Genomic DNA, 13,662 nt, shown 5'->3' on the forward strand with positions numbered 1-13,662 from the left:
CCAATCAGCCGCAGGCGCAGAATGCACCGCAGGGAAGCGGGAATGCGGCCAGTGGCCAGCCAGCTGGTACAGCCGCACAGCAGGCAGGGCAGAACGGTCAGGCCCAGGCGGGGCAACCGCAAGTGCAAGGGAAGGCACAGCCAGGCCAGCCGTCGCAGGCAGGCTCGCAGGCAGCTAATCAGTCCAATCAGCCGCAGGCGCAGAATGCACCGCAGGGAAGCGGGAATGCGGCCAGTGGCCAGCCAGCTGGTACAGCCGCACAGCAGGCAGGGCAGAACGGTCAGGCCCAGGCGGGGCAACCGCAAGTGCAAGGGAAGGCACAGCCAGGCCAGCCGTCGCAGGCAGGCTCGCAGGCAGCTAATCAGTCCAATCAGCCGCAGGCGCAGAATGCACCGCAGGGAAGTGGGAATGCGGTCAGTGGCCAGCAGGCAGGCACAGCAGAACAGCAGGCAGGACAGAATGGCCAGGCTCAGGCGGGCCAGCCGCAAATGCAAGGGCAGTCGCAGACACAAGCAGGCCGGCAGTCGCAGGCAGCTAATCAGTCCAATCAGCCGCAGGCGCAGAATGCACCGCAGGGAAGCGGGAATGCGGTCAGTGGCCAGCAGGCAGGCACAGCAGAACAGCAGGCAGGACAGAATGGCCAGGCCCAGGCGGGCCAGCCGCAGATGCAAGGGCAGGCGCAGACACAAGCAGGCCAGCAATCGCAGGCAGCCAATCAGCCGCAGGCGCAGAATGCAGCACAGGAAAGCGGGAATGCGGCCAGTGGCCAGCCAGCCGGTACGGCAGCACAGCAGGCAGGACAGAATGGCCAGGCTCAGGCGGGCCAGCCGCAAATGCAAGGGCAGGCGCAGACACAAGCAGGCCGGCAGTCGCAGGCAGCCAATCAGCCGCAGGCGCAGAATGCACCGCAGGGAGGCGGGAGTGCGGCCAGTGGCCAGCCAGCCGGTACGGCAGCACAGCAGGCAGGGCAGAACGGCCAGGCCCAAGCGGGCCAGCCGCAGATGCAAGGGCAGGCGCAGACACAAGCAGGCCAGCAATCACAGGCAGCCAATCAGCCGCAGGCGCAGAATGCACCGCAGGGAAGCGGAAATGCGGCCAGTGGCCAGCAGGCAGGACAGAATGGCCAGGCTCAGGCGGGCCAGCCGCAAATGCAAGGCCAGCCGCAAATGCAAGGGCAGGCGCAGACACAAGCAGGTCAGCAATCGCAGGCAGCCAATCAGCCGCAGGGACAGCAGCCGGCAAGCCAGCCGCAGAGCCAGCAGGCGGCGATGCAGCTGGCAAAAGCACAGCTGATGAGCCAGACCATGGAAAACACGCAGCAGGCGATGAACACGATGAAAAGCCTGGCGCAGCTCTTGCTGAAGAATGCGGAGATGAGCCAGAAGGATCTGACTTTGCTGCAGAATTTTGTCAATGGACAAAGCAGTACCTTGAGCGATAAGGATGCCAAGCAGCTGCAGCAGCTGATCCGTCTCTGCCAGCAGAATGTGCCGGCAACGGTGCAGCAGGCGGCCGTGCAGCAGAACCTTCCGGATCTGCCGCGTCTGTGGGCCTTCATGCAGCTTTGTGATATGACCTTTGCCAAGCGCATGACCGCCCGCCAGCTCAAGCGGGCTGGCAAGGACGTGGCGCTCTTGGTGCTTTCCATGCGCAATGCGATGGGCGGCGATAATTCCTCGGTGCAGGGACAGCGGTCGCTGAACTTCATGCTGCCGATGTATATGGGCGAGGAGAGCACGTATCCTTCCTATATCCATGTCTACGATGAGAAGCAGCCGGACCCGGAGACTGGGGAGATGAAGAAGGAGACATGGCTGCGGCTTTGCGTGCTGACCGATAACATCGGGGCGGTAGAACTTACCTGCCGTGTCTTCAATGAGACGGAGCTTGATCTGCGCGTGTTCTTCTCGAATCCGGAGTCAGCGGCTGAGTTCCGTGAGCAGGCGAAGGCTTTGCGTGAGTCGCTCAAAGACTCGGCGCTCAAGCTCAATGATCTGAAAATCGGCGCCGCTGGTGAGCGACGCTTTATGTGAGTCCACATCGATAATAAATAATGTCCTTGACGAGTAAACAATAACAACTTATAATGTGACCGTAAAGAGGCATTCAGGCAGGTGATAGGGATATGAAACCAAGGCAGCAGTTACAGGAAGAGCCGGAGACCAACCCGGATGTGCCCCAGCAGGCGGTAGCGCTCAAATACGATATGGAAAGGGACAAGGCCCCGAAGGTTGTGGCGAAGGGCCGCGGCCATGTTGCCGAGAATATCCTTGCGGCGGCGCAGCAGAACAGCGTTCCTGTCTATCAGAACAAGACGCTGGTCAGCATGCTGATGGCGCTTGATATCGATCGGGAAATACCGCCGGAGCTATACCGGACGATTGCGGAGGTCATGGCCTATGTCTATCGCATCGACAAGAAGGCCAAGAAGGAGAAAGTGCCTGAAGTCCGTCTCTGATCGTGGAAGAGAAGAGGGTACGGCAGATGAACAACAAGGTTTTGGGCAGTCAAGGCGAGCAAGCAGCGGCCGATTATCTGACGCGGCAAGGCTACAGGATTTGTGCGCGCAATTTCCGTGTGCCTGCAGGCGAGATCGATATCGTGGCGGCGAAACAGGAGCTGGTGGTCTTCGTGGAAGTGAAGACGCGCCGGGGGCTGGGCTGTGGTACGCCGGCACAGGCGGTGACGTATCACAAACAACAGAAGATCATCCAGACGGCGCGCTGGTTTTTACGGCAGAGACACCTAGAGGACAGGTGTCTCTGCCGTTTTGATGTTGTGGAGGTATATGCCCGTCCGGTGGGCGGTTGGGAGATACGCCATATACCTGGGGCATTTGAGACTTGAGAGCGGGGAGGCTTTGATATGTTTGCACGGACGTATGGGGCGACGACCATGGGGGTGGACGGGCTCATCATCGATGTCGAGGTGGATTCGGCTGCGGGGCTGCCAGGCTTTGAGATCGTGGGCTTGCCCGATGCCGCAGTGAAGGAAGCGAAGGAGCGTGTGCGGACAGCCATCCGCAATTGCGGCATCCAGCTGCGGCAGGAAAAGGTGACAATCAATCTGGCACCTGCCGACATTCGCAAGGACAGTTCCGGCCTTGACCTGCCGATAGCGATGGGGCTGCTGGCCGCTTACGGCGTGATACCGGCTGACAGCCTGGCAAAGGCGCTGCTGGCCGCAGAATTATCCCTGGAGGGCGAGTGCCGCGGTGTCCGTGGGATCCTGCCCATGGCGATAACGGCACGGGACAAGGGGCTGACGGAATTGTTTGTGGCCCGGGAAAATGCCAATGAGGCGTTGCTGGTCGACGGCATCAAGGTCTATGCGCTCGACAATCTCTTGCAGCTGGTGCAGTTCCTGAATGGCGAGGAGCGTCTCGAGGCGGCGAAGCCGGATGCGGCAGCTGCGGCTCCGCCGGCCGAGGAGATGCTGGATGATTTTGCGGATGTGCAGGGGCAGTATCAGGCGAAGCGCGCCCTGGAGATTGCCGCGGCTGGCGGCCATAACGTTTTGATGGTTGGTGTGCCAGGCTCGGGCAAGACAATGCTGGCCCGGCGGGTCAGCACGATCCTGCCGCGCCTGTCGCGCGAGGAGGCACTGGAAGTCACGAAGATATACAGCATTGCCGGCCTGCTGCCGCACAACGGGGGCCTTATCACGAAGCGCCCGTACCGCAGCCCGCATCATACGACCTCGATGACGGCCATGATCGGTGGCGGCAGCATCCCGCGCCCTGGCGAGGTCACGCTGGCGCATCATGGTGTCCTGTTCCTCGATGAGCTGCCGGAGTTCAGCAAGAAAACTCTCGAAGTGCTGCGCGAGCCCGTAGAAGACAGACGGATCACCGTGTCACGCATACATGCGACGCTCACGTATCCCTCGAGCATCATGCTGGTGACAGCTATGAATCCATGCCCCTGCGGGTATCAAGGGGATAAGGACCACGACTGTACGTGCACGCCGGGCGAGATCAAGCGCTATACGCGGCGCATATCAGGGCCGCTGCTTGACCGCATCGATATCCATATCCGCGTGCCACGCGTGGAATACCGGGAGCTTTCGTCCAGCCATAAGGCGGAGCCGTCGGCGGTCATCCGGGCACGGGTAGAGGACGCAAGGGCTCGGCAGCATCGCCGGCTGCGCCGCTACGGCCTGTTCTGCAATGCCCAGATGACCCATGCCATCATCTGCAGGGAATGCCAGCTGACGGCAGAGGCGCAGCAGCTGCTGGAGCAGGCATTCCAGCAGTTGTTGCTGTCGGCGCGCTCCTATGACCGCATCATCAAGGTGGCGCGGACTATCGCGGATCTGGCAGGGGAAGAGACCATCGCGGCAGCGCAGATTGCGGAGGCCATCCAGCTGCGCAACGATATGGGCTTGAATCAGGAATGAGCGGCAGCACGGCGGATAAAATCTTTTATTTTTGCGGCCTATCGTGTATAATTTTTATAACAGAACATGAAGACACGAGGGGCGGTGATCGGCATGGAGATGAAAAAAAACGAAGCGCAGGATCTTATGGCAGACCTGCTCGAGAATATGGATACCATTGTCTATGTCTGCGATGTCGAGACGCAGGAGCTCTTGTATGCGAACAAGGCAGCGCGGGTGCATAGCAAACGCCATGGCGATTACGCTGGCCATACCTGTTATGATTACATGTTTGGGCACAGCGGTCTCTGCGCGGACTGCCAGCTGCGCAAGATGAAGCTGGGAACGCGGCAGGAGCTGATCCGTCATGACATGCGCGACGATACGTATCTGAACATCGAGAAGAAGGGCGTCGATTGGCACGGGCGCCTGGCCTGTGCCCATTTCCTAAGCGATGTCACCGATCGCAAGCGCAATGAGAAGATCCTGGCTGCTGAGCATGAGATGGCTGCCAAGGCGGCATTCATCTCGAATGTCAGCCATGAGATGCGGACGCCGCTCAATGGCATCCTGGGCTTCACCGAGCTGGCCATGCGCACCAACGGGCAGAAGCGCGAGGAGTATCTGGAGAAGATCCGCACGACGGGCAGATTCATGCTGTCGCTTATCAATGAGACGCTGGACCTTAGCAAGATCGCCAGCGGCAAGCTGGAGATGGAGCCGGAGAACATCAACATCGACAGCCTGCTCGACACGGTGGTCGTGGCCGCCCATGCCAATGCCGAGATCAAGCAGGTCAATTTCCGCATCAAGCTCGAGAATATGCGGTTCCAGGATGTCTATATCGATCAGCTCAAGCTGCAGAAAGTGCTGATGAATCTATTGTCCAATGCCATCAAGTACACGCCGGCAGGCGGTACGGTGACGCTCTCGATGGAGGGACCGCTCGATTTCGGCGATGGCTATAATTGTCATATCATCGTAGCTGATAACGGCATTGGTATGGATGCGAACTTCCTGCCGAAGCTTTTCCAGCCGTTTGCGCAGGAGCGCACCAAGCTGACCCGCACGCTGGAGGGGACGGGGCTGGGCATGGCCATCGTCAAGCAGCTCGTGGAGGTGCTCGGTGGCCGCATCGATGTGGAGAGTGAAAAGAGCAAAGGGACGCGGTTTGATTTGTGGCTCACGTTGCCACCGGGGCAGAAGCAGCTGCCGGTTTACGAAGAGCATACACAGAGTTATCCGCAGCTTGCAGGCAAGACGATCCTGCTCTGTGAGGATAATGAGATCAATCGGGAGCTCATGGAAAATCTCCTGCTGATGCAGAAGGCAAAGGTCATTGCAGTGGCCGATGGCCAGCAGGGCATCGAGGCCTTCGCCCAGTCGGCACTGGGCAGCATTGCTGCGGTGCTCATGGATATGCGCATGCCCATCATGGACGGCATCAAGGCGACGCGGGCCATCCGGGCGATGTCGCGCGCTGATGCCCAGCAGGTGCCAATCCTCGGGCTGTCAGGGGACGGCGAGATGGACGACCGGCAGCGGGCCAGGACAGCGGGCATGACGGACTATCTGCTCAAGCCTGTGGCTGTGCACGAGCTGTTTGGCCGCCTAAGTGAACTCATACAGGCAAGAGTGACGGGAAAATGAGAAAAGCAATAATAGTTGGATGGTGCAGTAGATGCTGACGGCAAGCGTATTTGTCAATATACCGGTAAAGAGCATAGCAAAAGCTTATACTTACAGCGTGCCAGCCGAGCTCTCCTTTCTGGAAGCCGGCTGGCGTGTTTTTGTGCCCTTTGGCGGGCGCAAGGTCGAGGGCTTTATCCTGGCGGTGGCGGATAAGGCAGAAGCTGAGCTGGAGGGACTGAAACTGAAGTCCATCGAGGCGGCCATCGATGAGGAGTGCTGGTTCACGCCGGCGATGATCAAGGCGGCCAAGTGGCTGGCGGATTTTTATCTCTGCTCGCTGGCGGAGATGATGCGGCTGTTCATGCCGGGCAAGAGCGGGCTAAAGATATCGGTACAGTATGAGGCGGTGGAAGAGGAAGGCGGCCATATCCTGCTGCAGATGCCGATGTACCGTGTGGTCTATCAGTATCTGGCAGACCAGGGGCCCCAGGGGAGGAATGCGATTGCCAGAGCCCTGCCGGAGGTCAAGGAGGAATTGCCGTCCATCCTGGAAAAGCTCGTACAGTATAAGGTTCTGCGCAAGGAGTATGCGGCCCAGAAGCGCGATAATGCCCGCTATGAGAAGCTCGTGGTGTTGACTTGTCAATTGACCGGTCAGATCCGGGAAGGATACAAGCGGAAAAAAGCCCAGCTCCATCTGCTGGAACTCTTGGCGGCCGCCCCTGAGCAGACGTTGGCGATGGCCGACCTCAAGGCGGCGAAGGTTTCTTCCGCGACAGTCAGGAATCTGGCAGAGGCTGGCCTTGCAGAGATCCGCCAGCGGCGCGTGCTGCGGGATAGCTATGGCGATGTGCAGGCCGACAGGCAGAGGGTCGAATTGACAGAGGAGCAGGCAGCAGCGGTGCGGGCTATGGAACCGGCGCTTTCTGCCCATGCGTATCAAGGCTTTCTGCTCAAGGGGGTCACGGGCAGCGGCAAGACACAGGTCTATATCGAGATGGCTGAGCGAGCGCGCAGGCTCGGACGGCAGGTCATCGTGCTGGTGCCAGAGATCGCTTTGACCGGTCAGGTCGTCACGGCGTTCAAGGCGTACTTCCCCGATGATATCGTCGTCATGCACAGCCGCCTGTCGCTGGCTGAGCGCAACGATGCCATCCTGCGCGTGCGCCGCGGCGGTGCGGGCATCATCATCGGTGCGCGTTCGGCGCTGTTCACGCCGGCGGAGGATGTCGGCCTTATCATCATGGATGAGGAGCAGGACATGTCCTACAAGCAGGACGAGTCGCCGCGCTATCATGCGCGCGTCGTGGCGGAAGAGCTCGCACATATCCATGGGGGCCTCCTGCTGCTCGGCAGTGCGACGCCGTCGCTGGAGTCGTATCACCGCGCAAGGCAGGGCGAGCTTACCTTGCTGACGCTGACCAAGCGCATCGGCAACCTGCCTTTGCCGCTGGTCAAATGCGTGGACATGCGGCAGGAGCTGCGGCTGGGCAACCGCCATATCATGTCGCGCCCCTTGCAGCAGCTCATTGAGCAGACCATAGCGAAAAGGCAGCAGCTCATCATCATGCTCAATCGCCGCGGCTTTTCGACCTTTGTCATGTGCCGCTCTTGCGGCGAGGTCATCAAATGCAAGCTTTGCGGCCTGCCACTCGTCTATCATCAGGGCGTGGGAGGCAGGCCGGGGCGGCTCGCCTGCCATCACTGTGATGTGACGGAGCCCATCCCCGATACCTGCCCCAAATGCGGCAGCCGTTATATCAAATACTTCGGCTCAGGGACGGAAAAGCTCGAGCAGGAGCTCCATCAGGTCGTGCCGTCGGCACGGGTCATCCGCATGGACCGCGATACGACCAATACGAAGTTTGCCCATCAGGAAATCCTGGCGAGATTCCGGCGGCAGGAGTACGACATCCTGCTCGGCACGCAGATGGTCGCCAAGGGGCACGATATCCCCAATGTCACGGCAGTCGGCATCATCAGCGCGGATTCGAGCCTCAATCTGCCGGACTTCCGGGCGGCCGAGCGTTGTTTCATGCTCATCACGCAGACCGCAGGCCGGGCCGGACGCCATACGGAACAGGGGCGCGTCATCATCCAGACGTACAATCCCGAGCACTATGCCGTGACCTGCGGCATAGTGCAGGATTACGAAGGCTTTTATGCGCAGGAGCTGAAGCTGCGGCAGCAGCTTTTCTATCCGCCGTACAGCCGGCTTGTCAAGCTCTTATACCAGAATGAGGATGAGCAGGCTGCCCGCAGCGGGGCAGCACAGCTGATCGCCGCTTTCCAGCAACAGTTCCGCGGCGACAAGCGCCAGCAGGCCATCGGCCCATCGCCTGCGGTGATTGCGCGGCTGCGCGGCATTTATCGCTTTGTGGTGCTCATAAAGACGGCTGACCTTCCGGCGGTGCAGGCCTTCCTGCGTGCGCAGGGCCTTCACCTGCGCACCGATGTCGCCATCGACATCGACCCGATAACTATGCTATGAGATAGCGGGGGATGATAAAGTGACAAGGACGAAGATACAGGAAAAACTCTTTGCGCTGCAGGATGAAGGGTATCAGGCCTTCAGTGCCAAGCTGATCCCAACGGTAGCGCCGGCAAAGATCATCGGTGTGCGGACTCCGGCGCTGCGCCAGCTGGCCAAGGAGATCATGGCGGCAGGGGAGGCCGCGGGGTTCCTGGAGGCTCTGCCCCATCTGTACCATGAGGAAAACCAACTGCATGCGTTCATCCTGTCAGCGGAAAAGGATTTTGACCGATGCCTGGCTTATGTGGATGCGTTCTTTCCCTATGTGGATAACTGGGCTACCTGCGACCAGATGTCGCCGAAAGTGTTTTCCAAGCACCGGCCTGAACTGCTGCTGCAGATAAAGCGGTGGCTGGCTGCGGAGGATACCTATGCGGTGCGCTTTGCCATCGGCATGCTGATGGCTCATTTCCTCGACGAGGATTTTGACCGGTCATATTTGGCGATGACGGCACAGATCCGCTCCGAGGAGTATTATGTCAACATGATGATTGCCTGGTACTTTGCCACAGCTCTGGCCAAGCAGTATGAGGAAGCACTGCCCGTCATCGAAAACAAGCAGCTCGCGCCCTGGACGCATAACAAGGCCATCCAAAAGGCCTGCGAAAGCCGACGGGTAAGTGCCGCACATAAAGAACATCTGCGGACGCTGAAAATCAAAACCTTTTAGCCGGTCTGTATTTGTGATATACTAGTAGGGTATTTTTTTATGCAAACAATTAACATCTATGGATGGTGAGAAAATGAAAGTTACTAAAGAAGACTTGCAGAACGTGGCCGTTCTTTCCCGCCTCGCGATTGCCGAGGAGCAGGAGGAGAAATATCTGGGCCAGCTCGATAAGATCCTGACGTATATGGATAATCTGTCGGCGCTTGACACGAAAGACGTCAAGCCGACTACTTATGCCCTGCCGATGCAGAACGTGTTCCGTGAGGACGTGGTAAAAGAGTCCCTTGACCGTGAGGCTGCTCTTGCCAACGCACCGCTCAAGGAAGACGGCTATTTCAAGGTACCGAAGGTACTCGAGGACTAAGCAGGGGAGGAACGAACGTGAGATTATATGAGAAACCGGCGCATGTCCTCCATGACATGCTCGTGAATAAAGAGATTACGGCAGTAGCGCTGACCGAAGATGTCCTGGCACGCATCGATGAAGTCGAGGGCGATGTCAAGGCATACCTCACCATCACGCGCGATGAGGCACTGGCACAGGCGAAGGCTGTCGACGAAAAGATTGCCAGCGGTGAGGAGATTTCCTTCCTCGAAGGTATTCCGGGCGCAATCAAGGACAACATCTGCACCAAGGGAATCAAGACGACGTGCGCATCGAAAATCCTGGAGAACTTCGTGCCGCCTTATGATGCTACGGCTATGACGAAAATCAAGGCGCAGAATCCGGTCATCCTCGGCAAACTCAACATGGATGAGTTCGCCATGGGCGGTTCGACGGAGAACTCCGCCTATCATCCGACCTGCAATCCGTGGAATACGGACTGCGTGCCGGGTGGTTCCTCGGGCGGCAGTGCGGCTTCGGTTGCCGCTGGTACGTCCATCTGGGCGCTGGGCTCCGATACGGGTGGGTCGATTCGCCAGCCGGCATCCTTCTGCGGTGTCGTCGGCATGAAACCGACCTATGGCCGCGTTTCCCGCTATGGCTTGGTGGCCTATGCTTCGTCGCTGGACCAGATTGGCCCGCTGACGCGCGATGTTACGGACTGCGCCAATATCCTCAACATCATCTGCGGTCATGACGAGATGGACTCCACGTCGAGTGAGGCAGAGGTTCCCGATTTTACCAAGGCCCTCGTGGAGGACGTCAAAGGCCTGAAAATCGGTCTGCCGAAAGAGTATTTTGTCGATGGCATGGATCCGGAAGTCGAAAAGACCGTCCGGGCCGCTATCGAGAAATACAAAGAGCTTGGCGCAGAAATCGTCGAGATTTCCCTGCCGCATACGAAATATGCCATTTCGGCCTACTATCTGATTGCACCGGCTGAGGCGGCTACGAATCTGCAGCGCTACGATGGTGTAAGCTATGGTGAGCGCGTCGAGAGCGATGATCTGGTCGGCATGATGACGAAGACCCGTACGGAAAAATTCGGCGAAGAAGTCAAGCGCCGTATCGTCATCGGCAACTACGCGCTGTCAGCTGGTTATTACGATGCCTACTACCTCAAGGCTATGAAGGTCCGCACGCTGGTACAGCAGGACTACAATGAGGCCTTCCAGAAAGTCGATGTCATCATGGCACCGACGGCACCGACGCCGGCCTTCAAGATTGGCGAGATGGTTTCGGATCCGCTGCAGATGTACCTGCAGGATGCCTGCACGGTTCCTTTGAACCTCGCTGGCCTGCCGGGCATGTCGATTCCGTGCGGTTACAGCAGCCAGGGGATGCCGATTGGTCTGCAGATCATCGGCAAGGCGCTCGATGAGGAAACCATCATCCGTGCTGCCTACACGTATGAGCAGAGCCAGAACTACCACAACGAGATGGCCAAGCTGGGAGGTAACAACTGATGAAATACGAAGCCGTAATCGGTCTTGAAATACATTGTGAACTGAAAACCAATACGAAAATCTTCTGTGGCTGTGCCACGACATTCGGTGCGGATCAGAATACGCATGTCTGCCCGGTCTGCCTTGGCATGCCAGGCGTACTGCCGACCATCAACAAGCGCGTCGTAGAATTCGGTATCAAGGCTGGTCTTGCTACGAACTGCGAAATCAACAAGTACAGCAAGTTTGACCGCAAGAACTACTACTATCCGGACCTGCCGAAAAACTGGCAGACGTCTCAGTACGACCTGCCGATCGCTGAGCATGGCTGGGTCGATATCGATGTCGAGGGCAAGAGGAAACGCATCCGCCTGACGCGTATTCACATGGAGGAGGATGCGGGCAAGCTCGTTCACTCGGGTACGACCATCAAGGATTCGTCCTCGTCAAACGTTGACTACAACCGTACCGGTGTGCCGCTTCTCGAGATTGTCTCCGAGCCGGATATGAGCTCGGCGGAAGAAGCGCGTGCCTATATGGAGAAAATCAAATCCATCATGGAGTACATTGATGTTTCCAACTGCCGCATGGAGGAGGGCAACCTGCGTGCTGACATCAACGTTTCCCTGCGTCCGGTCGGCTCCAAGGAGCTCGGCACCCGTACGGAGATGAAGAACATCAACTCCTTCAAGAACCTCGAAGATGCTATCAACTACGAGATTGAGCGTCAGGAAGAGGTCCTCGAGGATGGCGGCCATATCGTACAGGAAACCCGTACGTTTGACCCAGCTCGCGGCATCACGCTTTCCATGCGCAGCAAGGAAAATGCCCATGACTACCGCTACATGCCGGAGCCAGATTTGCCGCCAATCGTCACGAGCGAGGAAACCATCGAGAAATACCGCAGCGAACTGCCGGAGCTCCCGGATGCCCGCCGCGCCCGTCTCGAAAGCGAATACGGCCTGTCGGATTACGATGCCGGCATCATCACGAGCTCGCGCGCTATGGCTGAGTATTTCGATGCCGTCATCGCTGAGGGCGCTGACCCGAAACTGGCCGCCAACTGGATTATGGGCGACCTTTCCAAGGAACTCAACGCCGCTGGCATTGATATCAGCCAATCCCCGGTTGACGCGAAACGCCTGGGCGAAATGATTCAGCTGATCATGAAGGATACGATTTCCGGTAAGATTGCGAAGAAAGTCTTCAAGGAAATGTTGACGAATCCGGACAGTCCGGAAAAAATCGTCAAGGACAAGGGCCTCGTACAGATCACGGATACGAAGGCTATCGAAGGCATTGTCGATGAAGTCATCGCCAATAACCAGAAAGCCGTTGACGACTACAAGGGTGGCAACAAGAAAGCCATCGGCGCATTGGTCGGCCAGGTCATGAAGGCCTCGAAGGGCAAAGCCAACCCGCAGATGGTCAACAAGCTGCTGGCCGAGAAACTGAACTGACAGTAACGGAGAATAACAGCCTTCCCTGCGGGGAAGGCGTATTCTATTTTAGAAAGGAGAACACCATGCCAAGCACAAAAGAAAAAATGCCCGGAGAAACCTATTGCTTTGCCTGCGGCCCGGATAATCCCATCGGCTTGCATCTCGATTTCCATTTTACCGCGGAAAAATATGTGGCCGAAAAGACCCTGCCGCATGAATATCAGAGCTATGAAGGAGTCGTGCATGGCGGTATCGTCACGACGATGCTGGACGAAGCCATGGGCGGCTATCTCTATTCGGCCGGGGAAAAGGCGGTGACAGCGCGACTTGATGTGCGCTATCGCAAACCGACGCCGGTGGGAGAGCAACTCGTGATCACTGGCTGGGAAGAATCGCGCCGCGGCAGCTTTGTCAACATGAAGGCGACGATTGCCCTGGCTGATGGCACGGTTACGGCCGAAGGCACAGCCAAGATGGCATTGGTGGACTGAGAAAAAGAGGCGATACCATGAAGTATAAAGCAGCAATCTTTGATTTGGACGGCACGCTTATCGATTCGCTGGCAGATTTAGGCGACAGCGCTAATGAAATGCTGGCAAGCTACGGCTTTCCTACGCATACCATCGAGGAATACCGCTATTTTGTCGGCAATGGTTCGCGCAAGCTCATTGAGCGTTGCCTGCCGCAGGACAAGTCCAAGGATTCTTCCTTGGTCGATGAGGCACTGGCCCGTTATAAGGCCTGCTATGACAAGAATTTGACACACAAGACAAAATGCTATGCCGGCATCGAGGAAATGCTCCAGACGTTGCAGGAAAAAAACATTCCGCTGGGAATATGTACCAATAAGCACCAGTCGGCGGCGGACGAAGTCTGCCAAAAACTTTTGGCAAAGCATACCTTTGTGGAAATCATCGGCGATCGTCCGGGCCTGCCGCGCAAGCCGGACCCGCAAAAAGTGCTGGCAATTGCAGCCAAAATGGGCGTCAAGCCCGAAGAAGTCGCTTATTTCGGCGATACGAGCGTCGACATGGAAACCGCCCGCAACGCAGGCTTTTTGCCCGTCGGCGTAACCTGGGGGTTCCGTCCGCGGAAGGAACTCGTGGAAACCGGTGCCAAAGTGCTCTTGGATAAACCCATGGAGCTTTTTGAGCAACTGGAATTTTAAGCAAGATTGA

At 57.9% G+C, this 13,662-nt stretch carries 12 protein-coding genes; all 12 read left to right on the plus strand.

From position 1 onward, the window contains the following. Nucleotides 1-2,033 (plus strand): hypothetical protein (locus tag BM181_RS00835; protein ID WP_218150070.1); only part of this gene is annotated, 2,033 nt, incomplete at its 5' end. 92 nt (nt 2,034-2,125) lie between these two features. Next, the gene (locus tag BM181_RS00840) at nt 2,126-2,458 is read left to right on the plus strand and encodes an EscU/YscU/HrcU family type III secretion system export apparatus switch protein (RefSeq protein ID WP_075441519.1); all 333 of its coding nucleotides are present in this window, start codon (nt 2,126-2,128) and stop codon (nt 2,456-2,458) included. A gap of 26 nt (nt 2,459-2,484) precedes the next feature. Beyond that, complete coding sequence (locus tag BM181_RS00845; protein WP_075441521.1) at nt 2,485-2,847, plus strand: YraN family protein; 363 nt, start codon at nt 2,485-2,487, stop codon at nt 2,845-2,847. Between the two features lie 18 nt (nt 2,848-2,865). Beyond that, complete coding sequence (locus BM181_RS00850) at nt 2,866-4,398, plus strand: YifB family Mg chelatase-like AAA ATPase (protein WP_075441523.1); 1,533 nt, start codon at nt 2,866-2,868, stop codon at nt 4,396-4,398. Between the two features lie 93 nt (nt 4,399-4,491). Then, nucleotides 4,492-6,027, plus strand: a complete 1,536-nt coding sequence (locus BM181_RS00855; RefSeq protein WP_075441525.1) for an ATP-binding response regulator — start codon at nt 4,492-4,494, stop codon at nt 6,025-6,027. Nucleotides 6,028-6,058: 31 nt separating this feature from the next. Continuing rightward, entirely contained in the window at nt 6,059-8,500 is a 2,442-nt protein-coding gene (gene priA, locus BM181_RS00860; RefSeq protein ID WP_075441527.1) for a replication restart helicase PriA, read from the plus strand. 19 nt (nt 8,501-8,519) lie between these two features. Continuing rightward, nucleotides 8,520-9,212 carry a DNA alkylation repair protein gene (locus BM181_RS00865; protein ID WP_075441529.1) on the plus strand — a complete coding sequence of 231 codons (693 nt, stop codon included), beginning with the start codon at nt 8,520-8,522 and terminating at the stop codon, nt 9,210-9,212. 73 nt (nt 9,213-9,285) lie between these two features. Then, nucleotides 9,286-9,576, plus strand: a complete 291-nt coding sequence (gene gatC / locus BM181_RS00870; protein ID WP_033169589.1) for an Asp-tRNA(Asn)/Glu-tRNA(Gln) amidotransferase subunit GatC — start codon at nt 9,286-9,288, stop codon at nt 9,574-9,576. A 17-nt stretch (nt 9,577-9,593) separates the two neighbouring features. Then, the gene (gatA, locus tag BM181_RS00875) at nt 9,594-11,063 is read left to right on the plus strand and encodes an Asp-tRNA(Asn)/Glu-tRNA(Gln) amidotransferase subunit GatA (protein WP_075441531.1); all 1,470 of its coding nucleotides are present in this window, start codon (nt 9,594-9,596) and stop codon (nt 11,061-11,063) included. Continuing rightward, a complete protein-coding gene (gatB, locus tag BM181_RS00880; RefSeq protein ID WP_075441533.1) occupies nt 11,063-12,502 on the plus strand; it encodes an Asp-tRNA(Asn)/Glu-tRNA(Gln) amidotransferase subunit GatB in 1,440 nt (479 codons plus the stop codon). The genes gatA and gatB overlap by 1 nt, the downstream gene beginning before the upstream one ends. Nucleotides 12,503-12,567: 65 nt before the next feature. Then, nucleotides 12,568-12,975: a PaaI family thioesterase gene (locus BM181_RS00885; RefSeq protein ID WP_075441535.1), complete on the plus strand. Its 408-nt coding sequence runs from the start codon at nt 12,568-12,570 to the stop codon at nt 12,973-12,975. Between the two features lie 17 nt (nt 12,976-12,992). Next, nucleotides 12,993-13,652 (plus strand): HAD family hydrolase, encoded by a 660-nt coding sequence (locus BM181_RS00890; RefSeq protein WP_075441537.1) that lies wholly within the window; start codon nt 12,993-12,995, stop codon nt 13,650-13,652. Nucleotides 13,653-13,662: the final 10 nt, after the last annotated feature.

Source organism: Pseudoselenomonas ruminantium, assembly GCF_900113715.1.
GTDB classification, from domain to species: Bacteria; Bacillota; Negativicutes; order Selenomonadales; family Selenomonadaceae; genus Selenomonas_A; species Selenomonas_A caprae.